Below are 25,934 nucleotides of genomic sequence, written 5' to 3' on the forward strand. Positions count from 1 at the left end.
CTTTTTATTTATTATGTCCTCTTTCTTGGGAAGCAGCTTCAGACACACGCTTTCCCAATGTTTTTTTGTCAAGTGGATGGATATCGTTCCATTCGCCCAGGTCACTATTTTTAATTAAAGTGACATTTTTGTTTTGATCGCTCACTTCAGCCTGTACTTTTCTGAACGCTGCCCAAGCTGCCCGTCCGCCTTTATCATCGGGCGAAAGAAAGTCAGCTAGTTCAATGATATAGAAAGGCATATCGGGTTGATGCCAGTTTTGTCTCCAATCAGCCATCATAGCGGTTAGAAGGCTGGCGTATTCGTTGCGACGAGACACGTTCGACTCTCCCTGATACCAGATAACACCCGTCACAGCATAATTAACCAAAGGAGCAATCATGCCATTGTACAGTCCTACCGGTTTATATTGAAAGAATGTTTGTCCCGGAGCAGTTGGCATGGGCGTACCCAAACGATACTTCCAGATTCCTTCCAAACTGATTTCCGATTCTCCTTTTTCGGGTTGTCCTGCCCCAAACAATATCTTATACGGTTTCTCTTTCACAAAATGGGGATAACCTCCGTTACTGATAAGTCGCACGGTAATTGTATTCTTCCCCGCTTTCAGTAAGTTGGCAGGAATCGAGTAAATACGTGGAGGATATTGGTAAGAAACGGTTCCGACAAACGTTCCGTTGACATATACCGAATCGGCATCTACCACACATCCCAAACGGAGGGTGGCCTTTTGTCCGGCTTGTTCGCCTGAAACCTGAATGTCTTTCCGAAACCAATGCGATCCGTTGACGGGGCCCACTTCATTCGACGCCCATTCGGTGGCGAACATATCAGTTTGCGCCCAAGCCGCATCATCGTAATCGGCCGCATACCAAGGTGTAGATTCATGTAATCCGGCATCACCACGATAGAGAGCTACATTCCAAGCATGACTTTTCTTTCCTTCTTCTTGCCTCATCGTTGCGATCAGGTCGTCGGACTCATAGATATGTTTCTCATTGAGATACATCGGAAAAGGTTTCAATCCTTCTTCACTTATCCAAGCTTCTACAGGCGAACCACCTACACTTGAATTAATGATTCCGACGGGTATACGGGTCTTTGCATACAGATCTTTGGCAAAGAAATAGGCAAGCGCAGAGAAAGACATACTGTTTTCAGGTGTCAATGCCTTCCACGAGGCACCCGGCACATCGGTTTGCGGAGCATGAAAATCATAACGCAAAGGAACTTTGAACTGCCGGATCATCGGGTAATCACTGTCTGCGGATATTTCATCGCGAAACATATCGGTAACCCGGGCAACAGGTAGTTCCATATTCGATTGTCCGGAACAAAGCCAAACGTTGCCGACTAGAATATCCTTAAGCTGAATTTCATTGATGCTCATCGTATAAGGTCCTCCGGCTTTCAATGCCGGCAAGTCTATCTTCCAGCAACCTTTGGCATCGGCATGCGATGTGTACTTTTTCTTCAGAAAGGTAAGAGATATTGTTTCACCCGGATCAGCATATCCCCAAACAGCAAGCTGCTGTCCATGCTGAAGAACCATTCCATCGGAAACAAGAGCGGGCAGTTTAACCTTTGCCTCACTCCAAAGAGTGAGGCAAAGGCACACAACTACTAACCCAACCTTTAAAAACCAATACTTATTCATTCTGTTTTTCATTGTCTTTATATATCCATTGCAGATAAATATTCCATTCGATGTTCACTTTGCAAACTTAGGAAGTTTCTGTACGGAAGCTCCGAAATAATGATTCAAATCATTTCCTCTCGGTTACATCCTTGTTCACTCGTGTTACAAATACTTATCAGGATGTTACATCTGCTCAAAAAACACCGATAAAAAGGGCGAAACAAGTATTATTGTCTCCATTCAAACTTTCTGCAACAAACAATAATACTTGTAATTCGCCTTTTCCATACATAGCCCATCAGGCTATATCCGTGTTATCTATTTCCCGCTTCCCAGTCTTCACCATTGAAGTCGGTACTGACATCATACCCTGCGATTCCATCGCAGAAACTCTTATAAGCATGTTTACGTCCGTACTTGGCATCAAACAAGTTAGGTGCATCATCCGGCAACCAGTATTCATGTTCTTTAGCGGCATCTGTCAAAGACCAGATCGTAATACCCGACTGTTGAGCTTCCGGAATGTTCTCTTTATAAGATTCGGCAATCATCTGATAGACTTCGGCTTGTTTGGCAAGTTGTTCAACCGATGGCGTGGTCGTTCCCACCTGTACATCCAACTCGGTCACCCGAATCACTTTTCCGGTAGCGGCCAATGTCTTAAACATCGCATCAACCAGTTCCCGTGTAATGCTGGAAGTATGTACGTGCATTTGCGTACCGATTCCATCTACTATCGGAGAACCATTGCTAGTGTCGATATACTTCACATAGTCGATCAAAGCAGTCAGCTTACCCGGATTTGTTTCCAACCCATACTCGTTGATGAAGAGAAGATCGTTCGGATTGCCGTATTGACGTGCAAACTGGAAGGCTTTCAATCCATATTCTTTTCCGATGTACTGTCCCCAATAGAATTCCTGATTACCTACTTCTTCGGGTACAATATCGACTCCGCGAAGCAAGCCATTGTCCGTGATCGGTTCATTCAGAACATCCCACATGGTCACTCGGCTCTTGCAGTGGTCTATCATACCTTTTATCCATCTCTCCATATCGGTGAGCAAGATTTGTTTCTTCTCGGCCGGCGTCTTTTCAATCTCCACGTCTACCTCGGCTGCTGTTACGCTGATATCGTCGATGTAGTAAGTACCGGCTACTTTACCGGCATTCAACACGATCCGGTCAACGTCCTTCGTTATTTTAATGGATGTTTCCCATTTAACCCATTCGGTACCGATATTATCCTTACTCATATAGCCTTCCTGCGCATAACTTGAAGAGTGCTGAGCGATAATCTGCAAACGGCCTCCCGTAACACTCGATTTCACATACATGGAGATATTATAAGTCTGATCCTTTTCAAAAGGTATAGCGTAAGCAGATTGTGTATCCCAATCATTGCCGGCAGTTGTATTAGTCAACGCCAAGCAGTAACCTGTACCTCCGTGACCTGCACCGCTAGCCGAAACGGCCGTCGATCCTTTGCCCCAAGTACTCCATCCGGTAATCGCACCTGTTTCAAATGTACTATTGGAAACCAGATTCGTAGGTTCAATGTATTCCTTAAATGATATATCATCTATCGAGTACGTGGCTGCAACCTTACCGGAGTTTATCACCAAACGATTCACCGACTTGGTTATTTTAATAGTTGTAGTCCATGTGGTCCATGTGGTACCGATATTATCGAGACTCTTATACCCTTCCTGCTCGTAAGTCGAAGAGTTTTGCACGATGAGTTGCAAATGTCCGGCTGCAACATTCGATTTTACTTTAGCTGAGAAAGTATATGTTTTTCCCACTTCGAGCGCCATTGTATACGCAGACTGAGCATCCCAATCATTACCGGAAGCTGAGTTCGTGATTTCCATGCAATACCCTTTGTCACCATAGCCTTTACCATTGGTGGATATAGCAGCAGAGCCTTTACCCCAAGTATCCCAAACGGTCTTTCCGTCTTCGAAATCACTATTACCAATTAAATTACCGATACGTGTAGGAGCAATCAACATATTCAAATAAGTAGCATTCTGCTGTGTATGCCAAATAAAGTTGTGCCCATATACAGGCATATCCGCTGGGATTGCAGCAAAGAACTTATCAATTGTTGTAAAGTCGAGTACCCCTTTCGTATTTACAACCGATGCATGCTTCATGGCGTTACCGGTAGTAAACAGCTGGAAATTGTCGTCGGCAACTTGCTTGAATTGCGCGTCTTCCATATAAAGTTCGGCTCCCATACCTAGTCCAATGAGCATATGTGGTGTATGCTTTTGAGCATAGGCCTTGATATAGTCATAGTTTGCTATCTTCTCCTTCAGAGTCAACGGGATATCCGAAACATTGACGTCGCCTTGTCCTTCGGGCTTTCCCCATTCCATCTTTTCGTCATAGCAGCTGCCTAAGGAGCTCAGACATACTAATACTGCCAATGAAATTATTTTATTTCGTTTCATATGATTCTTCTTTTATAGATTATTCTTCAACTTCCGGGAAATCGCTACTGGGAGTCGTCTGATACGGAACAATACGCCAGTTATCCACATACACTTTCTGGTGCAACAAGGTAGATTTCACCTCAACCCCTTTGTACTTGAAGTCATTATTCACAATACCCATACCGAAGTTATAGTAATCTTTAGCAAGACGTGCGTCTACAATATCACTGAAAGTCGGTATTTTACCATCTTCTGCTATGCCTTTAGCAATCACCGCCCATTCACTAAATGGAATTGTGACCGTCTGCCAACGACCTTCAGTCGTATAAGGAGTTTTCGCCCCATTATTTATCCAAGGAACAAAGAACGCAACGTGCTGTCCTTCATCATCCGAACCGATACCTGCCATATTTACATTATTGTATAGCATAACCTCAATATAACCTGTATTATTCCATGGATTGCTTTCGGGTACATAGATATCGAACTGGAAAGCGACTTCGGTAACCGGAGTAGTAGCCGGTATGTGCGTATACATCCATGTCCAATCATCGTCGGCATTGCCTGTTCCGGCTGTCCACACTTCCGTACAACGGGTCTTGGTTGCAGCAATACCTCCATCGGCGTTATTCAACATACGATCCGGAATAAGTTGCATACATTTTCCGCGTCCGGAATGAGCCGGGTCATCTGCCCTTTCGTCCCTTTGCGTATACTTTCCATTATCATCCTTTTTATCGGCCGCTCCCAACATAGAGCCTGTTTCACTCCACGACCAGACACCTTGCGTACCTTTGCCATCGAAGTTGAGAATCATACAGCTGGAATAGTTGAAATAGTTAGGAGAGTTTGCTTCCCCATTCGCACCGATTGCTTTAATAGCTCCTCCGGCCGTGACGCCTGTTGGCATGACAAAAGTGAAATATTCTCCGTCTTCATCCGACTCAATGTCTGTGGTCACCACCACACCACCAGGTAGATCAACTTGAGTAATTTCCTGCAATCCGCTACCAAACACACGAACTGTTTCACCTGCCATAGGAAGTGTATTCTCTATTCGCTGAATCGCTGGAGACGCCGAGCGAATGATGAACTTATGCACGTAGTCTGTTCCTGTTTTTACGAAGTGGATCGTATTGCGTACATCTTCTGCTGCGCTTGTAATCGGTGTGCTCGATGATACTTGAAGCAACATCGAATTGTCGGCCACATAGACCGGATTGAAATAAGTTTCATAACCATTCACATATACTTTACGCATACCGGCAAATCCACTGCCTTGAATGCGAATAACTTGTCCCAGACGCACAAACTCGACTAACCGATCGGGAACTGAAGATTCCTGATCTTCCAGATATACACCCGTAACCGTAATTGGCGAGCTTCCGTCCGCGTCATCATCCGAACAGGCTGCAAAACATACTGCAACGAGCATTGCGCTAAGATACAGCCATATAGTATTCTTTAGTTTCATATTCATATCAGTTTTAATTCATTATTCATACAAATCCGTAATCTTAGCTTCGGTGAAAGTATAATCCACCGGATCTCCTTTAAGTAAAGGGTTCTTGCTGGTATCTGTATCGGGCAATGGCAATAGCAAACTATTTATCGTTGCGGTAGAAACAGTTCCCGGAGTTGCATCAGCTTTCTTAGCATACTGAGTCGGCTCGGTTTCATCATATACATAACTTGCGTTACGATCCTGATTATTCATATAATTCACCACTTCCTGCTGTTTGTAGTAAGCACGACGTACAAGATCATACCAATATTGTCCTTCCAAAGCCAACTCAATGCGACGTTCATAACGCAAATCTTCATAAGTAACTGACTCTTTGGGCGTCATACCGGCACGTTCGCGTACTTTATTGAAGTATAGCAAAGCGGTTTCATCCGTAGTAGAAGCGTTGTTACCCAGAGTTGCTTCAGCCAGATTCAAATAAACCTCAGCCAACCGAATCATGGTAGTCATAAGTCCAGAGCTTTGTTTCTGATTGACACCATTATCAGCCAACGATCCGTTAACCCACTTCTTGATATTACATTTCTCCTTATATCCACCGGTAGTTACCCCATACGTATATCCGCCTTGTGCCTTGCAAAGTTCCGGATAGAATTCGCCGTATGTACAAATAGTTGCATGTCTACGCTCACGATCCTGTGGGTCATATTCGGAAACCAGGTTATAAGAAGCATAGGTTGCATTTCCCCATGCCGCACCGTCGTTCGTTATCATAGATTCCCACGCGAAGAATGCCTGTTGCGGATTGTTTGATCCCCAGCCCGTCGCATCAGGATGTCCGGCGACCCACTGCAATGAGAAGAGCGATTCGGAATTATTATTATGCTCATACGTAAAGAGGTCGCCATAGTTATCTAACAGTTTATAAGCTGATTCGTTAACTACTTTCAATGCAGCCTTTCTAGATAAATCCAGGTAATAGGCATTACGTGTACCCCGATTATAATCGGTAACCAAATTACTGCCGGTATATTCTCCGTTGTCCGTCAATCCGGCCATTGATAAGTAAACGCGGGAAAGTATTCCAAACGCACTGTATTTAGTCAATCGGCCTGCCTTAGAAGGTTCTTTCGGCAAATACTTAGCTGCAAATTCCAGATCACGAATGGCAAATTCAATAACATCGCTACGCTTGTGAGGAGGAATAACAAAGTTATTCACCAAGCTTCTGTATTCTCATAAATCACGGCTTTTCCCCAAAGAGAACCCAGATACCAGTAGGCCAATCCGCGCATGAAGCGAGCTTCGGCAATGGATTGAGTTTTCTGTAGGTCGGTAACGCCCTGCGATTTATTCTGAATGGTATTTATCGCGTTGTTAGATTGAGCGATTACATTGTAAAACGAGCCCCAAGCATCCAACAGAGTTGCTGTCAATGATGTTTCCGTTATATTGGTATACGGGAAAATATAATTGGAATACATAGCCGTAAGGTTATTAGCACGTCCGTCTCCCATTCCGTAATAGAACTTCTCATTAAACTGCCACCAAACCACACTATACAAAGGAGCCGTAAGAGCATCAAGAGCTTCTTTACTATCAATAAAGTTATCCTGATTCGGATTTGTGTTATTGGTCTGGGTTAGGAAATCGTCTACGCAACCGGTCCAAGTAAACAGGCCGGCAACCATAGCTATCAGTAGATATTTATTATTCTTTTTCATTGTCCTTCAATTTTAAGCGTTAGAATGAGATATTCAAACCAAATGTATATATACGCGGTGAAGGATAACGACCGTAGTCCAACCCATTCATTAACGCGTCACCATACATTGAACCGACTTCCGGATCATACCCAGAGTAATTAGTCCATGTATACACATTCTGCAAATTAGCGTATATTTTCACATTCTGAAGATTGAAACGGTTTACCCACTTTTTAGGGAATGTGTAGCCCAGTGAAATATTCTGAATACGAAGGTATGAACCATCTTCAATGTAACGGTCACTCACACGGTTGTTATCATTCGATGAAGAAGCCGAAAGACGATACATCTTGGAGTTTCCACCAGTAACATGCATGTTGCGGATATCGGTTGGTCCGTTCGGATCAATCTTTTCAACAACTGCATAATCAAGAGCAGAACGTAATATGTTATTGTTTTCACTTGGGTTTTCCAATTTACGACGAGCGTAGTTCAGTACATCGTTTCCATACGAACCGGAGAGGAAAATTGTTAAGTCAAATCCCTTCCAAGAGAATGTATTGCCAATACCGAAGGTAAAATCCGGATTCGGATTCCCAATATACGTACAGTCGGAATCATCAATTACACCATCGTTATTCAAATCAGCGAATCGATAGTCACCAATCCAGGCGCCGGCTTCCGCAATAGCCACTCCGCTCGGCAAAGCAACCGGTTTCACGGTACCACTGGCATCTTTATAGTAGAAATCTTCTGCTTTCTCAAATCGTCCGATTACTTTGTATCCGTAGAATTGTCCAATAGGTTTGCCTACTGCTGTACGGGTTACGATTTTGTTTTCTTCACCTACCCGGAAAGTCTTATCAATAACACTTGATTCGGTATCCATGCTGACTACCTTGTTACGGTTCAATGAGAATACAAAGTTACTACGCCACTGAAAGTTACCTTTATCAATATTGACAGTGTTCAAAGTAAACTCCACACCTTTATTTTCCAATTCACCTACATTCGCCCACGGGCTGGAAGCTGCTCCATAACCTGATGAACCCAGATAAGAAGGCAATGGTAATTGCAGCAACAAGTCTTTGGTACGCTTATAATACAAATCAGCAATAAACTCAATACGGTTCTGGAACAAGTTAACGTCGAGACCGAGATTGGTAGAATAAGTTGTTTCCCATTTCAGGTCAGGATTTGCCGTATTGCCACTGAGCATACCGGTTCCCCAATTTGTAGTCCACGCTTTCAAAATAGACATATAGGCCCAGTCCGCTACATTTTGATTACCGGTTGCTCCCCAACCTAAACGGATTTTGAGGTTATTCAATACATCGTTCTCTTTCAAGAATTCTTCGCTCGTTACCTTCCATGCCAAAGCTACCGACGGGAACCATCCCCAACGATTGTCTTTCGTAAATCTGGAAGAACCGTCACGACGCAAAGTAGCAGTCAGTAAATAGCGGTTATCATACGAATAGAAAGCACGTCCGAAGTAGGAGAAGATAGAATTAGCCCCTGAGCTTCCCGAACCGCCGAATGTAGTAGCATCACCTGCCGACAGGTCCGTATTGTTATTAGACAAATAACCGGTAACTGTTCCCATCAGATTCTCCCATTTTGATTCGGACATTTCTTGTCCCAACATGATGTTCACGTCATGTTTTTCCGCAAACGTATTGGCATAAGTCAGAATGTTTCTCCACGACCAATACTTGCTGTCATTCTTTGTACGCCTTCCCGTACGAGTGTCATTAGTTAAAGAACCGAATTTATAAGAAGGTTCAAAGTAGTAAGAGTTTGCCCAGTTATAATCAGCCGAAAGTTCCGTCTTTAATGTCAGTCCCTTATATAAGGTAGCTTCCAGGTACGTATTAAAACGGAAATTGTACTTTTTATTATAATTATCTCGCAGCATAGCCATACCGATCGGGTTGGTTTGTACATACTGATCCGTATCCGGTCCGTCGAATGAACCGTCCGCATTGCGTACTGCAACATTCGGTGTTTGCTTCAATGCTGTAATAATTAAGTCGTTGTCACAGCCAACCTCTTGTTTTGAGTCGGCTAAAGAGAAGTTTATGCCGGTTCTCAACCAACTTTTCAGTTCCGTATCTATGTTGGCGCGCAATGTCAAACGCTTAAATCCGGACCCCAGTGCAATACCTCTTTGGTCTAAATAACCGGCTCCAATGGCATAAGTTGTCTTTTCTCCACCACCGGTTAGTGATAGGTTATGACTGGTCATCAACGCATTCTGAAATAATTCTTTCTGCCAATCAGTTCCTTCACCCAATAGGTCAGGGCGAACAAAATTATCGCTATAATTTAAAATACCTTTTGCTGCACGGGCATTATGATGCTCGGCATATTCACGCAAGTTCAATACATCCAAGTGTTTCGGCATGGATTGCCATCCCACGTAGCCATCGTAAGAAATGGTAGCTTCGCCTTTAGCTCCCCGTCTGGTAGAAATAATGATTACCCCGTTAGAAGCCCGCGCACCATAAATGGCTGTTGCGGAAGCGTCTTTCAATACGTCCATAGTAATTATGTCCGACGGATTGATACTGGATAAAGGGTTGCTTGTTTCATCATCTGTTGATGAGTCCACTACTACTCCATCGATTACAAAAATCGGTTGGCTAGTAGCATTCAACGAGTTGATACCGCGAATACGGATCGAAGAGCTACCACCCGGAGTACCCGTGTTGGCCTGAATCTGTATACCGGCGGCACGTCCCTGCAGTACCTGATCGATAGAAGTAGGTACCGACTTTTTGATCGCTTCGTCGCTAACCGATACTACAGAACCTGTCAAGTCGCTACGTTTCATCTGTCCGTATCCAACTACAACAACTTCATCCAAGACTTTGCTATCCTCTTTCAGTATGATATCGAATTGTCTTTTTCCGGCTACCGGTACTGTTTGTGACAGGTAACCGATAAATGAGACTCTTAAGTTGCCTTTGGCAGAAACATTCAACTTAAAGTTACCGTTTAGGTCAGTAACGATCCCGTTGGTAGTGCCGGCTTCCAAAACACTGGCTCCGATAATCGGCTCACCCGATACATCCTTCACCACGCCCGTCACGGAAATGGTTTGCGCCAGTGCCCATAAAGGGAAGAGGCATAAAATAATAATGAGACCTAATGGTCGATAATAATGATTTGTGCTTTCCATAAAATCATTTCTTTTTAATTAATAATGATAGTGGTTAATCTGAGATTGTTATTCTCATTCCTGTTATAAGAGATTAGTAACAGAGAAGAACTTTCATGTTTTCATAAGCTGCTTTTATTTAAAGGTGTTCAACAATTCCTATTTCGGTTTATGCAAATCTACGAATAAAAAACAATGCGCATTTGTAATTTTGTAGCAGGCTATTGGCAAATGGTTACATGCATTTGCACACAGGTTACAAGCTATTGCGCATTCGTTACACACCCTGTCTCCAGAGCATCCTGAGAAGGGTTTGCGTTACATCAGTAAAAGGAAAAGTAACAAAACTCTTCCTTTTTAATTAAAAATATTATCTTTGTAAAAGCGAAAAATACAAATATACTTGTAACATCTGCCTTTTATGAAAACACATATCTTCCCGTTTTTCTACCTACTCTGTTTCATCCTGACTTATCCCTTGTTGCCAAAGCACAGACCGGGAAGTTCTATACGACGGATAAAGAGCTATCCAACAGTTTGATCAACGAGGTCTATCAGGATCGCAAAGGATTTATCTGGGTAGCTACCGAAAACGGGCTCAACCGATTTGACGGAACTCGTTTTTCCATATACAGGCATAATTCGGGGGACAGCACCAGTTTAAAGAACAACTATGTGCGAACGTTGTTTGAAGACAGTCAGCAAAACTTCTGGATTGGGTGCATCAATGGGCTACAACGATACGACCGTGCTACCGACACTTTCCACGAACTATTCATACCCCGAAAAGACGGAAAAAAGAATCCGCACATCACCTCCATCATCGAACGCCACAACGGCGATATCTGGATAGCAACCTCCGGACAAGGAGCAATATCTTTAAAGAAAGGCAAACAGCCGTCTCAATTTAATATTGAAACTCACCTAGTCGAACAAATGGGAAGCAATTATCTCAATGTACTCTTTGAGGATTCGCGCCAAAACTTGTGGATTGCCACCGAAGATAAAGGACTCTACCGCTATTCGCCTGAAAGTAAAGAACTCAAAAGGTATAAAGCGCCTTATAATATAGGTAGCGACGATGTGTCTGCCATCTGTGAAGACTCTCATGGACAAATCTTCGTAGGTACGCTCACCGGAGGACTGTTTAAACTATCGGCTCGCCAGGACGGTAACTTCGAGCCGATTCCTTATCAGAAGCAAATGATAATGAATATCCGCACCCTGATTATCGACTCACAGGGCCGAATGTTCATCGGTACAGACGGCCAGGGTGTGAAAGAATACCAACCCAAACTAAATGCAATCATAGACAGTGAAATAAATGCGGGGCCTTTCGACTTCTCTAAATCTAAGGTTCATTCGCTAATCGAAGACCGTGATCATAACTTATGGCTCGGTATCTTTCAGAAAGGGCTTATCTTAATACCCGGCATCTCGAACAAATTCGATTACTACGGTTACAAGTCTATACACAACAACAGCATCGGTTCCAGTTGTGTTATGGCTATCTGTGTCGACGAAGAAGCAGTAATCCGAATTGGCACGGACAATGACGGGCTCTACGCAATCGACGAGCATGGCAAACAACTTCAGCACTTCAGCCACCAGAGTGGGAATTCCAATTCGGTTCCCAGCACAATCATGTGCATATACGAAGATACGAATCACGACCTATGGCTGGGTTCCTACTTCGATGGGTTAACCCGGATGAACAAACAAACGGGACAATGCCAGGATGTCACTTTTCTGTTGCAAGGTAATCTCAGCAATGGCAAACCCAAAGTATCCTGCATTACCGAAGACTGGGAACGAAGCCTATGGGTAGGCACTTACGGATCAGGACTCTATAAGATTGACTTGGCAACCCAACAAGCCACCTACTACGAATCGACACGCAATGAGAACGACGACTGGAGTGTGAATCGCCTCCCAAACGATTGGATTAGTTGCCTGATGCAAGATAAAGAAGGTATGTTATGGATCGGAACGTATAAAGGGCTAGCAGTACTGAATCCGAAAACGAACAATTTCATCAACTATCAGAAACGTAACAATCTTCTGCCCGGCTATGTAGTCTATTGTCTGTTGGAAAGTAGCACGGGAGAGATCTGGGCCGGGACATCCGAAGGCTTGATCTGCCTTAATAAAACAAATCAGGAAGGTTGTCGTTTTACCACCCGAGATGGCCTACCTAGTGATATTATCTGCGGATTGGCCGAAGATCGAAAAGGGAATATATGGATCAGTACACATCAGGGAATTTCTAAATTCACTCCTAAGGAAAAGAAATTCATTAACTATTATGCCGGCGACGGATTACAAGGCAATGAGTTTACGCGCACTGCCGTATTCAAAGACAAGCGAGGCAAAATCTATTTTGGAGGGACAAACGGGGTTACCGCATTCTATCCGGAAGATATTACTGAAATAAAAAAGAAGCTTAATGTGTTGGTCACCGGATTCTATGTAGCCAACCGTGCTATAAAGAAAGGAGATAAATCGGGAAAGAATACTATTACAGATACCGCAGTAATGGATTCCGAACGGTTCACGCTGGCGTATAATGAAAATACATTCAGTATTGATTTCTCAGTCTTGGAGTTCAGCAACCCCGACCGGATCAGTTATCGATATAAAATTAAAGAATTAGGCAACGAGTGGGTCAGCATACAGCCCGGAACAAGCCAAGTTACTTATAGCAGCCTGAAACCAGGTAAGTACACCTTTTCTATACAAGCACGCGATTACAATAATTATTCGAACATTCGTACGTTGGAAGTCGTAATCACTCCCCCCTGGTATCAAACTTGGTGGGCTAAAGTCTTCTGGACTTGTCTGGTCATCTTAGTAATCTATGCACTCACGATGTATGCCCTCTCGCGCATACACCGCCGTCAGGAAGTGATGAAGCAGAAGCATCAAGAACAAATCAATGAAGCCAAATTGCAATTTTTCATCAATATATCGCATGAAATCCGTACACCGATGACTCTAATCATCAGTCCACTGGAAAAACTCATAGCCGAACGGTCCGAGAAAACACAAGTTTATCTCATGATTCACCGCAATGCCCAGCGCATACTCCGCCTAATCAACCAACTAATGGATATACGGAAACTGGATAAAGGACAGATGCATCTGAAGTTCCGTGAGACTGATATGGTAGGTTTTATCAATGATCTGATGCAAACATTCAATTATCAGGCGCAAAAGAAGAACATCAGTTTCACCTTTGATAAAGAATTGCCGGAACCTGATTCGTTAAAGGTGTGGATTGACTTGAATAACTTCGATAAAGTGCTTATGAACGTGCTATCCAACGCATTCAAATACACACAAGAAGGAGGGGACATTCGTATCTTGCTAAAAACCGGACACAACAATGCTTATCGTGGAGCACTGAAAGAATACTTTGAAATAGATATAACTGACAATGGCATCGGTATCGACGAAGATAAGATCGAACAAATCTTCGAACGGTTCTATCAAATAAACAACGACGTAACTCAATCTAATTTCGGAACCGGCATAGGTTTACATCTTTCCCGATCGTTGGTAGAACTACATCACGGAACTATCAAAGCCGAGAATCGCAAAGATGGACCGGGCACCCGATTCGTCATTCGTCTACCCTTGGGATGCAGACATCTCAAAGCCGAGGAATTAGAAAGCTTGGAAAATTTGGCTAACAGACTGCCGACCTCGCAACTGCCTAAAGAGACAGTTTATGAAACAAAAGACGAGTTCGCCGATTCGGGCAAGCCTATTAAGGCCAAAACCCGCTACCGCATCCTGATTATTGAAGATGACGACGAAATACGTCGCTACATGTGCGACGAGCTAAGCAGTGATTTCCGCGTTAGCGAGTGTACCAATGGACGCGAAGGTCTGGAAACGATCTTAAAAGAAAAGCCGGATCTGGTTATCAGCGACATTATGATGCCTGAGATGGATGGAATAACTCTCTGCCGGAAGATGAAACAGAACGTCAACATCAACTACATCCCAATCGTCCTGCTAACTGCCAAATCTAAAACCGAGGATCGAATCGAAGGATTGGAGATTGGTGCTGATGCCTATATCGTAAAACCATTTAATACCGAATACCTGCGAACAACTATCAGTAATCTCATTGCAAACCGTGAAAGATTGCGAGGCAAACTTGTCGGCGACCAACAGATTGAAGAGAATATTGTAAAGATAGAGATGAAGTCCAGCGATGAAATACTAATGGGTAAAGTGATGAAAACCATCAACGATCATCTAGCCGATCCGGCGCTCAATGTGGAGATGCTCGCCTCTAATGTCGGGATGAGTCGTGTACATATGCATCGTAAACTGAAAGAACTCACGCATCAGTCGGCACGCGATTTCATTCGCAGCATCCGGTTGAAACAAGCCGCCCACCTGTTGAGCGAGAAGAAACTAAGTGTTTCGGAAATAGCCTATGCAACAGGTTTCTCCAACCTCTCTCACTTCTCCAATACTTTCCGCGATTTCTACGGAATATCGCCTTCCGAGTATAAAGAGCAAGCGATGTAACAAGTAGAATAAGACTTGTAACAAGTAAATACAGGCTTTTAAAAAGAAGCCGCTATATTTGCCGTATTCATTTTTAATAAAATAAGACAATGGCAGTACACTTTATTTCTCAGTCATTAACTACGGTTCTTCTTGTCGGCCTCTTAGGGTTAACCGGATGCCGTCCCGCTCCCGCCATCGGCGAAGCGTCTTTCGATTTCTTTGAGTACCAAGGTGAGGATGCTATATTCGATCCCAGCATCAATCCCGACACCGAATACCGGAATCCCATCATGAGCGGTTTTTATCCAGACCCAAGCGTTTGCCGAAAAGGAGAAGACTATTACATGGTGCACTCTTCATTCGCTTATTATCCGGGTATTCCAATCTTACACAGTCGCGACCTCGTGCATTGGGAACCAATCGGACATGTACTCAACCGTCCCTCGCAACTTCAACTCGATAGTATACGTATAGATGGTGGTATTTATGCGCCAGCCATCTCCTACAACCCTGCGAACGATACCTTCTACGTGGTAACCACTTGCGTAGATGGCATTGGCAATTTTGTAGTGAAGGCTAAAGATCCTCGTGGAGAATGGAGCGATCCCATCACCTTACCCGCTGTCGGAGGAATCGATCCTTCTCTTTTCTTCGATGAAGATGGAAAAGCTTATCTAGTTCACAACGATGCGCCAGAAGGTACTCCGCTATACAATGGGCACCGAGCTATCTGGATTCACAATTACGATCCCGCCACTGACCAGACCTTTGGAGAGAAACAACTGATTGTAGACGGAGGTGTGGATAAGAGCAAACAGCCGATTTGGGTCGAAGGGCTCATCTTTACAAGATCAAAGGAAAATATTATCTGATAGCCGCCGAAGGCGGGACAGGTAGTCAGCACTCGGAAGTTGTTTTTACCGCCGACCAAGTGAAAGGCCCTTACCTTCCTTTAGCTAGTAACCCGATCCTGACACAACGTGATCTTCCGGAGGGGCGTCTCAATCCGGTGACTTCAACCGGACATGCCGATTTAATCGATACCCCTAACGGACAATGGTTTGCCGTATTCCTGGGATGTCGCCCTTACGAAGGTGACTTGTACAATACCGGACGAGAGACTTTTCTATTACCTGTGAGTTGGCAACATGATACACCGATCATTTTGGAAAAAGGAAAGGCTGTCCCTTTCATCGTGCAGCCGGAAAATTGGAAGATGGATATCGCAGGAGTCAACCCGCAAGAGTTTACAGGCAATTTTACTTGGCGAGATGATTTCGACACCGACAAACAGTTAGCTTGGCAATGGTTGTTCATCCGAACTCCGCAAAAAGACTTCTGGGAGATTCGGAAAGGGAAGCTATTCCTCACTCCTACCGATCACAACATCTATGAAATAGCCTCATCGGCATTCATCGGACATCGTCAGCAACATATCAATTTCACGGTAACCACGGCAATGAACTTCATACCCGATAGCGAAACAGCAATGGGCGGAGTAGTCTGTTATCAGAACGAACGGTTCAATATCGTCTTCGGCAAGACAATCCGCAACGGCAAACCGGTCCTTACCGTAGTCCGTACCGCTGCAGGTAAACAAACAATAGAAGGTACCTATGAGATAAGTAAAGATAAAGCCGAGACTCCCTTGCTGCTCCAGGTTACCGGACGTGCCGGCAAATACAGTTTCGCCGTATCATCCGGACATGATGACTGGCAAGAAGTAGCTACTGACGTGGATGCAACGATCCTAAGCACCCAGAAAGCAGGCGGGTTCACGGGAACAATCATAGGAATGTATACACAAAAATAGTAGTCTATTTCACACGGTTCGGATTCTTACTAATAAAATCCTTCCAACCGTTATAACCTTTTTCCATCACTGGGCGGCCCATCTGCAAGAAATGACAGTAGGCCGCCGCCAGTCCGTCAGTAGCATCCATAAAAACGGGCATTTCCTCTTTAGACAGATGAAGCATCCGTTGCAACATATCAGCACCTGTTCTTTCGAAGCCCGTCCGCTTCCCGTAATAGCCATCTTAATTTTCAGAGGAGCATATTCTGTAATCGGAATATCCCTACTCAAAGCAGCAGCCATCGCCACACCTTGAGCACGTCCGAGTTTAAGCATCGACTGCACATTTTTCCCAAAGAAAGGGGCTTCGATAGCCAATTCATCGGGCAAATAGCTCTCGATAATTCCCAATACCCGTTCGTGTATATGCTTGAGTTTGAGGTAATGATTGGCAAACTTACGCAAGTCAATAATCCCCATAGCCACCATCTCGGGTTTAGTGCCTTTTATCTTCAACACGCCATATCCCATGATAGTAGTTCCGGGGTCAATACCCAAAATTATCTTTTCTTTTACAGGTTGAATCACTCCACTACCTCCATCAAAGTTGGAAAACCAATCACCTTATCAGCAAAAACTCTCGTTAATTCTTCATTCAGCTTTGCTCCCTGCTCCATATGCCAACGATGCAAGAGTCCACTATTGTCAACCTCCCACTGTAAAGAATAAGCATTCCCTTCATCCCGATGACTGAGTATCTTGCAAATGCGCGGACTTTTCAGGGTACCATGCCCTTGAACTTCGGGTATATAGCATTCTTTGATCCAAATCAGAAAGTTATCGTGAACTTCATCATCCACCTGAAAAGTCGTATTGTAAATCAACATATTTCTTTATTTTACTTTTATTTCTGCAAACATAGCGATTTATCCAGAATAATGCATTATATTTGCAGCCGTAAAATGGAAACGACCTCAAAATAACAGTTTCGTTTTATCCGCTCGGGGTGTTAGCTCATCTGGCTAGAGCGCAACACTGGCAGTGTTGAGGTGATCGGTTCGAGTCCGATACGCTCCACAAATAATCGAATTAAGGCTCTGTTTATCAGAGCCTTTTTCTTTTTACTATATTCTGTATTCCCCCCTTTTCCGGGTCAATCCGAAAACTCTGTGGGTATGTTAAACTGTCCGGTCATTTGCATCTTTGTAATGTGCTAATATCTTTTCGTAAAGCGTTATATTTCAATTAACATCTGTCGTTTATTGATATATAGAATACTTCAAAGCTTTGTATTTAACGTTTGTCGCCCACATACTTTTCGACTTGATCCCTTTTTCCATGAATTTAAGTGAGAGCGACTCTCTTGGTCAAAAGACGGAAGGCTGAAAGTCCCTTCTTCAAGCCATAAATTATAGTGGAAGTTCTAGCTTTGACTATTAAACACACAAACTTGCAAGAAACGTATAATAAGAATAAAGCATTTTGTATCTTTGTACCTAATAAGTCACTCTAAATTTAGATAGAGGTTACGCGAATCAAAGAAGTTCACTCGTTTCTAAATCGTTACCTGCAAACAGTGTAAATGGTCTAATATATTATATTATCAGTGACAGATAAAGGAATTCCTGCTTTAACTCGTTATAAACGAGTTATTATAAATATAAGTAAATAATTCTGTTAAAATATCAACTTCTAAAATAAGAAATAGAATGAATAAGGTAGTATCACTTTTACTTCTGCTTTTTACTGTTAGTATATTATCGGCTCAAAAGCCCGTACCGATAAAACCTCGTATTCTAATAAGTACAGATATTGGAGGTACAGACCCTGATGATAATCAATCAATGGCTCATTTTTTAATGTACAGTAACTTGTTCGAAACCGAAGGACTTATATCTTCTCCGTCTTATGGAAATGGCAGTGTATCTGAAATATTGAGGATGATTGACCTTTACGAGAAAGACCTCCCCAAATTAAAAAAACAGGCCAGCGGTTTTCCCACTCCTGGCTATTTGCGGTCTATTACGAAGCAAGGTAGGTCAGGTTCTGCACCATATTGTGGGTATCAGACAGCAACCGAAGGCTCGGATTGGATTATCGATTGTGCCCGAAAAGAAAGTACCCAGCCCCTGTGGATACTTGGATGGGGCGGATTGGACGATGTTGCTCAAGCTCTACATGACGCGCCAGACATTCAAGATAAGATTAGAATATATTGGATAGGTGGCCCCAATAAAAAATGGAGTACCAACAGTTATGCCTACATAGTTGAAAATTTTCCGAATCTTTGGTTTATAGAGAACAACGCATCTTACCGCGGTTTTATCGCCAATTACAAGCAGCAGGATGAATTTAATGCCGGATATTACGATACGTTTATTCATGGTAGAGGCAATTTAGGTAATGACTTTTATAATTACCTGAAAGGGAACACCAAATTAGGTGATACCCCATCTCTGCTTTATATGATGGATGGAAACCCAAATGATCCAATTAAAGAATCGTGGGGTGGAAGTTTCACAAAATTCACGCACAGCCCTCGAATTATATACGACAGACCAACGACAACTCAGGATACGGTGCAAGTGTATTCCATAATAGAATTTCGAGTAAAAGGTCCAGAAATTAGTATTCCCGCAGATTCAGCTTGTATGACCATGACCATAAATAAGCAAACATGGAATGGTTTCTATCTGGGTGATGGGATATATGTAGTAAGACATTCAACTTATTCACTTGGTACGTTTCCATATACTATCGTTTCGGATATTCCGGGTTTTCCTAATCAAGAAGGAGAAATTACAATAGAAAATGTTTGGCCGGGTAAAATTCGTGAAACAGACTACAAACTTGGCAATAACTGGTTTACAGATAGGGATGATGAAAATTTATTTCAGAAAAACCTTCACGGATTTAAAACCGTATCGAAATGGCGGATTGATGCAATGACAGACTGGGCAAAACGTTGGTCATGGCTAAAATATTAAGTTGAATTATCCTTAACTAGGAAGAAATTAATAGCTTGTATTATGTAAATGATTAAGCAGCAAGTGATATACCTGCCGTTTAATCATTTACACAATATTTTGGACAGTGTCTCTTACATATTCTCCGGTTTAAACATTAGATCTGTGATGTTTGCTCCCTTAAACAACTTTTCGGCAAACTTTTGAATATCCCGAGGTTTCATTTTATCCAGGATATAATCAAAGTTCTTAGGATCAGTCAAATCGACTCCTTCGATATAATAGCTCATGATAATACTCATCCAGTAACTATTATGATTCTTCGACTGTTCGTTTATCTTTCTCAAATTAGCAATCACTTTATTCATCTCTTCCTGTGTAGGTGCAGTATTCATGATTTTCTCAGTTTCAGCATATACCAATGTTTTCAGGAAATCAGCTTTATCCGGGTCGCAATCAAACTGCATAGTCATCGAACAAGTAGAATTAGGAATACGAGAGATACCCGCTTTGACAGATACGCCATAAGTCCCTCCTTCTTTCTCGCGAATATTCTCCGTGTATCGTAGTTGTAAGATACCTTCTAGAATGCTATTGCAAAGGCTGTTGTATAGAGAATACTTCAGATCTTTGGAAAAGCTTGTGACAACGGTTGTCTTAGGCACTTCCAGTTTCAGCTTTATCTCTTTCACTACTTTACCTTTAGAACCTCGGACCTGATTATCTTTCCATGTTTCTTTCCGATATTCCGACTTTAATGAGCCAATGTATTTTTCTGCCAACAAGCGTACTTGTTCTTCCTCCGCATTTCCGACAATAAAGAATGTAAAATCGCTAGCATCTTTAATCCGGTCGCGATAAACCTTCTCCAGTTTATCCAACGTTATCTGTTCCAGATAATTGTCATTAAGAAGCAATACCCGTGGATGATAATTACCCATAATCATCCTGATTGAATCTTGCATAATCTGCTGAGGTTTATCTTTCATTTGAGAAAGACTTAGTTTGTTACGCGTCATCATCGAAGCGAACAACGTCTTATCAAAGCGCGGTTTCTCAAAGCGCAAGTACAGCAATTGAAACATTGTTTCCATATCTTTAGGAGTAGATGAGCCGCTCAAGGTTTCGGATAAGCCACTGATAGATACTCCGCAACCGGCCATCTTACCGGATAGCATTTTCTGCAAAGCAACCGGGTCGAAGTCACCTACCCCAAAAGAGCTGACAATAGATGATGCATTCTCGGCCGCTGGCAACATATCAACATCATACAATGATGTACCTCCCTCGCTATACGCAGTAAGCGACACATTATCCTTCTCATAATCGACCCGACGATAAACGACTTTGGCTCCGTTACTTAAACCCCACTCTGTCGCATTAAACCGAGGCAACCGCTTGCTAGATACAACCGTTCCGCCTTTCAGTTCTTCTCCGATCAGAGAAGTTCCTCCAACCTTATCTTCATAGGCTTGAATATCGGTCGCGTTCGATACTTTGTCCCAAAGCGCAAGTACCTCTTCTTTTGTTAAGAACTTCTCTCCTTCCGAAGGTCCGCTTATAGTAATGGTCCGATTCTTCGTACAATTCCAAACTTTTGCTTTATCCGATACATCTCCGGCAGTTATCAACGGCATCAATTGCTTTACCAACAAATAATAGGTTTCAAAATCAAGCATCGGAGCTTGCTCTAGAAAATGGCTCTTTATATCCTCCATATAGCTTCATTATCGACCTTATCTTTTTGCTTATAAGCAGATTCCAATCCAGCCAGCATATTAGTTTTTGCCCGTGCCAGTTCGCTATCAGTAAATCCAAAGCGCTTAACCCGCTCATTCTCTTTTAGAATCGCTTCCCAAGCCAATGCCTCTTCATTAGGCTTAGGCACAACGTTTATACTATAAGCCGCATAGCCTCTCACCAATCCTCCGAAGCCGATATTCCCTCGCATGAAAGGAGGAGTCTCCTGCTGCATTATTTCGCTAATACGAGCATTAAGCATACTATTATAGAAAGAGGCGATCAGTACTTCTTTTAAGTAAGCTACCGTATTTTTTTCCGCTGCAGAAAGATCCCGAAAGCGCACAGTCGCAGCGATGGACGTTCCGGAAACTTCCTTATCTGTAGCAAGTACATAGTTTGTTTCATCATGATCAGGAATGCTAAAGAAAGGCCGTTCAACCGGATTTTCTACAACAGGAATCTTCGAGAAAAGCTTCTTTATCTTATCCTCCATGACTTGTACATCAATATCACCGACCACTGCAATAGCCTCCAAATCTGAACGATACCACTTATGGTAGAAATCACGAATCGTCTGATACTTGAAGTTCTTGATTACGTCCAATGAACCTATCACATCACGAACTGCATATTTAGAACCTTTGAACAATACCGGAAAAGTTTGAGCCTGAATGCGAAAAGATGGAGTACGACGCGTACGCCACTCTTCAGAGATCACTCCTCTTTCATCATCAATCTCCTTATCTTCCAATGTCAGATAATAAGACCAGTCATGCAGAATAAGTAAACACGTGTCCAGCAGTGACTCACTGGCCGTAGGTACTGAACTTAGATTATATACAGTCTCGTTATGGGCTGTGTAAGCATTTACATTCTGTCCAAAAGCAACCCCATGTTTTTCGAGTCCAGAGATAATCCCTTTTCCCGGAAAAGCAGTTGTTCCCTGAAAAGCCATATGCTCCAAGAAGTGTGCCAACCATTTTGCTCATCCTCTTCCAGCAATGCGCCGGCATTTCTAATGATATAAAAACTAGCCCTCCCGGCAGGTTCGGTATTATGCCGTAAGTAATACGTAATTCCATTCGGTAATTTTCCAACAATTGTTTTCGGATCCTGAGGTAATTCTTGCTGAAGATTAATCTGGGCATGTAATCCCCATGTATTGTATGCACATAAAAGTGCATACAATAGGAAAAGTCTTTTCATTCTTATCTATTTTGAATTTTATTTTCGTTGTCTACGGATGCCCAGTATAAGAGCTAACAAAAGCATAAGTCCAGGTAGTATCCCAAAAGTAAGAGCCTTTACATAAACCATATCATCGCGCGTAAGAGCAGAATATAAGTCAGTTGGAAGCGGGCGCCGAATATCGATAGGAGCCTCTCCATAAGAGAACCAACTGAAACCACCTGTAATCAGCGTATAATTTAATACATTATAAATACGCCTTCTTCCCGATAGCTCTCCATTACTGATAGCAGTGGCATCGGACAGCACGAGAATACGTTGTTCTTTATCTCCGACTTTACGAGTTAAAGCCAAACCGGTAGGAAAACATCGTTCCACCTCTCCTGCAGCAGGATTACATACTACACTGTCATTTACAAAGTCAATAGTCTCCGTTTCGTTCCAACACCCCACAGAGTCAGAACGCAACACGACTTCTACATGATACCCTTTATCTGTCGTATATTCCAGCCCTGAAGCATCAGCATCACAATTTTCGCATTGCGAGGAGGACCTAACGGCTCCATTAAATAAGATAATTGCTGCATCTCGGGAGTAGCACTCATATATACTACATTAGGACCCTCGTCAACATGCTTCTGAACCAATGTGCCCGGTAAAAACTTAACGCCAAACTGCTCTACCAGCGAATTCATGACTTCATCCTTCCTGGCTCTTCCGGCAATCAGCATATTCCCTCCGCGAGCAATATATTTATCCAGTTTCTCTTGTTCTCCTTCGGTCAAAGCCCGGTTCATATCTGCGATAACAATAATGTCAATATTGGCTGGTATATCCTGATCATCCGATACAGATACCGGCAATACATCGAATCCCTGATTCACCAATGATTGACGGAAGTCTTTTGTATCTGCAAACATTGTATAATCTCTGGACAATCCCTCACCCGTAATACGCGGTTCTCCTTGTCCGGTCAGAAAGCCTACAACAGGCAATTTGGTAGTAAAGCGTTTGAATGCAACAGAAATTTCCGATTCACCCGGCACTTTCATCATATCATTATACAAACGTAAGAATGCTGTCTGTCCATTCTCTCGTTCGATAACACGCACGAAATGGTATCCTTCACCCGACAAATCAATTGTCTTATTGAGTTCTTCCACCGGCATGAATAACTCCGGGCTTACTTCAGCAAGTTCCGCTTCCTTCTCCATCATCTCCTTAGTAGAAAGTCCCGGATAAAGCCTTGTAAACCTATCATTTCCAGAATCCGCATAATAGTAAACATACTTCAGTGTCATATCCGGTTTGAAACGGAGATATTGTTTAAAACGCTCTTCATCTTCCTTTATATTGGCAGGCATAGCCAAGTAACGATTATCATCAAGCATATTCACATAAGTAGTGATAGTCAATCCACCGTCCAGCTTTGACATCACCTCTTGACTACTTATCGACAATGTGTTACGCTTCGTTTCAGTTGTATCATAGTAATACATAAAAACCGGACGAGAAGTTATATACCCTACTACCACAACTCCTGCCAACAAAAATGCATATTTACCTATGACCTTAGCAACAGGTTCACTCTGACGGGTTGACTGTAGTTTGAGAATACTCAATAACAAGAACATGGCAATAACCACAAAATAGTAAATCACATCCTCACTACAGATCAATCCGCCGGTCATCGGTCCGGAGCGTCCAGTAAGACAAATCCAATAAGTGATTTCACGTACAAATGCAATATCCTGCCACAACTGGTTCGCATAATTCAATACGGCAAGGACAACTAATGTACCAATAGCCGCCACTACCTGATACGAAGTCAGAGAGGATACAAACAACCCGATAGCCGAATAAGCACACAACAGCAGAAACATTCCCAACAATCCGCTACAAAGCTCGGCATAGTTAAAATTGTCCACCGTAAAAGCAAATCCCAACACCAACACGAGTAGTGCCGCTAACAAAATAGCACCATACGATATCATGCCGAGAAATTTCCCGAAAATAATATCTTTTGCAGTTACCGGAGAAGAGTAAAGCAACTTAATTGTGCCGCTGCTATACTCTCGGCTCATCAGTCCCATTGTTAATAGTGGCATATACAGATACAGATATTTCTGCATCATCGTAAATAATCCGGTGACAGCATTTATCAACAGATAAGGTGTCAGGCTACCAGCAGTATATCCCATATTCTGAGTGTTGGTCACATCTTTCAGAGAGGCAACAAAAGAGATTCCGATTTGTATTGTAAAGACAATCAAAATCAACCAAGCTACTGGCGAATAAAACATCGTTAACAGTTCCGCTTTCGCTATTTTATATATTTTCTTCATGTTTCTTATTTCAATAGATTCTAGTTTTCAGTTCTCGCCTCTTTAGACAGCTTAGCAAAAACCGCATCCAACGAGCTCTTTTCTACTGTCAACTCAATTAATCCCCAACCCTTGTTTACACAGCTTGTAGCAATACGCTGTACCGTATTTTCCGCACCATCATAAATCAGGCGGAATCTCTTCTCACCCAGTACTTCGACCTGCTTCACTCCCTCAAACTGAAGGTCGCTCACTGCCACAGGCGCATGCAATCCGAGCAGCAACGAACTCGGCTTGATGTAGTTGTCAAAGTCCTCAATAGTCCCTGAGAAAACCATGTGGCCATTCTCTACCATTTTGATCTGCTGACAAGTAGCCTGCACCTCCGACAGAATATGCGTAGAAAGCAATACCGCACGCTCCTCAGCTATATCTTTAATGAGGCGGCGCACTTCCACTATCTGATTGGGGTCCAACCCATTAGTCGGTTCATCCAGCACTACAAACTTCGGATTATGTACAATAGCCTGCGCAATGCCTACACGCTGTTGATACCCACCCGAAAGGTTACGTATCAACCGATTGCTGAAATGGGTAATACCACACCGTTCTTTAGCCGCTTCCACAGCTTGCTTTATCTGCTTAGGTTCCATCAACCGCAGATGAGCGCAGTAAGTAAGGTATTCGTTGACGGTAAAGTCTAAATACAACGGTGCTTTTTGAGGTAAAAAGCCAATATTCTTTTTAGCCTCAACAGGATTCTCCCGCAGATTTACGCCATTAATCCACACCTCTCCGACTGTTGGTTTTAATACTCCGCAAATGATGTTCATAGTAGTCGACTTACCGGCACCGTTAGAACCGAGTAGGCCCATGATACCTTTACTACTAATCTCGAAGTTGATATCTTTCACCGCCCATTGCACACTGTAACGATGCGACAAGTTTTCAACTTTCACAATTCTTTCTTCCATTCT

At 42.9% G+C, this 25,934-nt stretch carries 16 protein-coding genes, 1 tRNA gene and 2 pseudogenes; 6 read left to right on the top strand and 13 right to left on the bottom strand.

Going from position 1 to position 25,934, the window contains the following annotated elements:
• Window positions 1-4 precede the first annotated feature (4 nt).
• From JCM10512_RS07110 to JCM10512_RS07130, 6 genes are all read right to left on the bottom strand, one after another.
• Window positions 5-1,657, bottom strand: coding sequence for a sialate O-acetylesterase (locus JCM10512_RS07110; protein ID WP_044161740.1), 1,653 nt, complete (start codon window positions 1,655-1,657; stop codon window positions 5-7).
• Window positions 1,658-1,953: 296 nt separating this feature from the next.
• Entirely contained in the window at window positions 1,954-4,098 is a 2,145-nt protein-coding gene (locus JCM10512_RS07115) for an endo-1,4-beta-xylanase (RefSeq protein WP_044161743.1), read from the bottom strand.
• Between the two features lie 19 nt (window positions 4,099-4,117).
• Window positions 4,118-5,554 carry a glycan-binding surface protein gene (locus tag JCM10512_RS07120; RefSeq protein WP_044161859.1) on the bottom strand — a complete coding sequence of 479 codons (1,437 nt, stop codon included), beginning with the start codon at window positions 5,552-5,554 and terminating at the stop codon, window positions 4,118-4,120.
• Between the two features lie 21 nt (window positions 5,555-5,575).
• Window positions 5,576-6,766 carry a RagB/SusD family nutrient uptake outer membrane protein gene (locus tag JCM10512_RS07125; RefSeq protein ID WP_244437002.1) on the bottom strand — a complete coding sequence of 397 codons (1,191 nt, stop codon included), beginning with the start codon at window positions 6,764-6,766 and terminating at the stop codon, window positions 5,576-5,578.
• A complete protein-coding gene (locus tag JCM10512_RS23570; protein ID WP_244437003.1) occupies window positions 6,763-7,269 on the bottom strand; it encodes a RagB/SusD family nutrient uptake outer membrane protein in 507 nt (168 codons plus the stop codon). Before JCM10512_RS23570 ends, JCM10512_RS07125 begins: the two co-directional genes overlap by 4 nt.
• Window positions 7,270-7,288: 19 nt before the next feature.
• Complete coding sequence (locus tag JCM10512_RS07130) at window positions 7,289-10,435, bottom strand: SusC/RagA family TonB-linked outer membrane protein (protein ID WP_044161745.1); 3,147 nt, start codon at window positions 10,433-10,435, stop codon at window positions 7,289-7,291.
• 516 nt (window positions 10,436-10,951) lie between these two features.
• On the opposite strand from JCM10512_RS07130, the gene JCM10512_RS07135 reads away from it, so the two are divergent.
• From JCM10512_RS07135 to JCM10512_RS24805, 3 genes and pseudogenes are all read left to right on the top strand, one after another.
• On the top strand, window positions 10,952-14,959 hold the full coding sequence (locus JCM10512_RS07135; protein WP_439644358.1) for a hybrid sensor histidine kinase/response regulator transcription factor: 4,008 nt from the start codon (window positions 10,952-10,954) through the stop codon (window positions 14,957-14,959).
• Window positions 14,960-15,231: 272 nt separating this feature from the next.
• Window positions 15,232-16,034: pseudogene (locus JCM10512_RS21300) on the top strand (glycoside hydrolase family 43 protein); the annotation flags it as partial.
• Between the two features lie 123 nt (window positions 16,035-16,157).
• Window positions 16,158-16,754, top strand: a complete 597-nt coding sequence (locus JCM10512_RS24805) for a beta-xylosidase family glycoside hydrolase (RefSeq protein WP_369346462.1) — start codon at window positions 16,158-16,160, stop codon at window positions 16,752-16,754.
• A 4-nt stretch (window positions 16,755-16,758) separates the two neighbouring features.
• Here JCM10512_RS24805 and ruvC read toward each other — a convergent pair.
• Together ruvC and JCM10512_RS07150 are read right to left on the bottom strand one after the other, a co-directional pair.
• Window positions 16,759-17,324: pseudogene (gene ruvC / locus JCM10512_RS07145) on the bottom strand (crossover junction endodeoxyribonuclease RuvC).
• Window positions 17,321-17,623 (bottom strand): DUF4286 family protein, encoded by a 303-nt coding sequence (locus JCM10512_RS07150; RefSeq protein WP_044161749.1) that lies wholly within the window; start codon window positions 17,621-17,623, stop codon window positions 17,321-17,323. The pseudogene ruvC and the gene JCM10512_RS07150 overlap by 4 nt, the downstream one beginning before the upstream one ends.
• Window positions 17,624-17,739: 116 nt before the next feature.
• On the opposite strand from JCM10512_RS07150, the gene JCM10512_RS07155 reads away from it, so the two are divergent.
• The 3 genes from JCM10512_RS07155 (at window position 17,740) to JCM10512_RS07160 (ending at window position 19,723) form a co-directional block, all read left to right on the top strand.
• A tRNA-Ala gene (locus JCM10512_RS07155) sits at window positions 17,740-17,813 on the top strand.
• 520 nt (window positions 17,814-18,333) lie between these two features.
• On the top strand, window positions 18,334-18,408 hold the full coding sequence (locus JCM10512_RS24810; protein WP_369346463.1) for a hypothetical protein: 75 nt from the start codon (window positions 18,334-18,336) through the stop codon (window positions 18,406-18,408).
• Window positions 18,409-18,445: 37 nt separating this feature from the next.
• Window positions 18,446-19,723, top strand: a complete 1,278-nt coding sequence (locus tag JCM10512_RS07160; RefSeq protein ID WP_044161751.1) for a nucleoside hydrolase-like domain-containing protein — start codon at window positions 18,446-18,448, stop codon at window positions 19,721-19,723.
• Between the two features lie 113 nt (window positions 19,724-19,836).
• Here JCM10512_RS07160 and JCM10512_RS23575 read toward each other — a convergent pair whose 3' ends face one another.
• The 5 genes from JCM10512_RS23575 to JCM10512_RS07175 all read right to left on the bottom strand — a co-directional run bounded on the left by JCM10512_RS23575 (window position 19,837) and on the right by JCM10512_RS07175 (window position 25,931).
• The gene (locus JCM10512_RS23575) at window positions 19,837-21,420 is read right to left on the bottom strand and encodes a M16 family metallopeptidase (RefSeq protein ID WP_244437004.1); all 1,584 of its coding nucleotides are present in this window, start codon (window positions 21,418-21,420) and stop codon (window positions 19,837-19,839) included.
• On the bottom strand, window positions 21,408-22,421 hold the full coding sequence (locus tag JCM10512_RS23580; RefSeq protein WP_244437006.1) for a M16 family metallopeptidase: 1,014 nt from the start codon (window positions 22,419-22,421) through the stop codon (window positions 21,408-21,410). Before JCM10512_RS23580 ends, JCM10512_RS23575 begins: the two co-directional genes overlap by 13 nt.
• A gap of 248 nt (window positions 22,422-22,669) precedes the next feature.
• Entirely contained in the window at window positions 22,670-23,104 is a 435-nt protein-coding gene (locus tag JCM10512_RS23585) for a hypothetical protein (protein WP_244437008.1), read from the bottom strand.
• Between the two features lie 5 nt (window positions 23,105-23,109).
• Entirely contained in the window at window positions 23,110-24,978 is a 1,869-nt protein-coding gene (locus JCM10512_RS07170; RefSeq protein ID WP_244437009.1) for a Gldg family protein, read from the bottom strand.
• 20 nt (window positions 24,979-24,998) lie between these two features.
• The gene (locus tag JCM10512_RS07175; RefSeq protein ID WP_044161753.1) at window positions 24,999-25,931 is read right to left on the bottom strand and encodes an ABC transporter ATP-binding protein; all 933 of its coding nucleotides are present in this window, start codon (window positions 25,929-25,931) and stop codon (window positions 24,999-25,001) included.
• Window positions 25,932-25,934 lie beyond the last annotated feature (3 nt).

This window comes from Bacteroides reticulotermitis JCM 10512 (assembly GCF_000517545.1).
GTDB classification, from domain to species: domain Bacteria; phylum Bacteroidota; class Bacteroidia; order Bacteroidales; family Bacteroidaceae; genus Bacteroides; species Bacteroides reticulotermitis.

Coding starts and splice junctions, on each gene's coding strand:
- JCM10512_RS07110 (WP_044161740.1), bottom strand. CDS start 1,657: ATGAATAAGTATTGGTTTTTAAAGGTTGGGTTAGTAGTTGTGTGCCTT.
- JCM10512_RS07115 (WP_044161743.1), bottom strand. CDS start 4,098: ATGAAACGAAATAAAATAATTTCATTGGCAGTATTAGTATGTCTGAGC.
- JCM10512_RS07120 (WP_044161859.1), bottom strand. CDS start 5,554: ATGAAACTAAAGAATACTATATGGCTGTATCTTAGCGCAATGCTCGTT.
- JCM10512_RS23570 (WP_244437003.1), bottom strand. CDS start 7,269: ATGAAAAAGAATAATAAATATCTACTGATAGCTATGGTTGCCGGCCTG.
- JCM10512_RS07130 (WP_044161745.1), bottom strand. CDS start 10,435: ATGGAAAGCACAAATCATTATTATCGACCATTAGGTCTCATTATTATT.
- JCM10512_RS24805 (WP_369346462.1), top strand. CDS start 16,158: ATGGATATCGCAGGAGTCAACCCGCAAGAGTTTACAGGCAATTTTACT.
- JCM10512_RS07150 (WP_044161749.1), bottom strand. CDS start 17,623: ATGTTGATTTACAATACGACTTTTCAGGTGGATGATGAAGTTCACGAT.
- JCM10512_RS07160 (WP_044161751.1), top strand. CDS start 18,446: ATGAATAAGGTAGTATCACTTTTACTTCTGCTTTTTACTGTTAGTATA.
- JCM10512_RS23575 (WP_244437004.1), bottom strand. CDS start 21,420: ATGGAGGATATAAAGAGCCATTTTCTAGAGCAAGCTCCGATGCTTGAT.
- JCM10512_RS07170 (WP_244437009.1), bottom strand. CDS start 24,978: ATGAAGAAAATATATAAAATAGCGAAAGCGGAACTGTTAACGATGTTT.
- JCM10512_RS07175 (WP_044161753.1), bottom strand. CDS start 25,931: ATGGAAGAAAGAATTGTGAAAGTTGAAAACTTGTCGCATCGTTACAGT.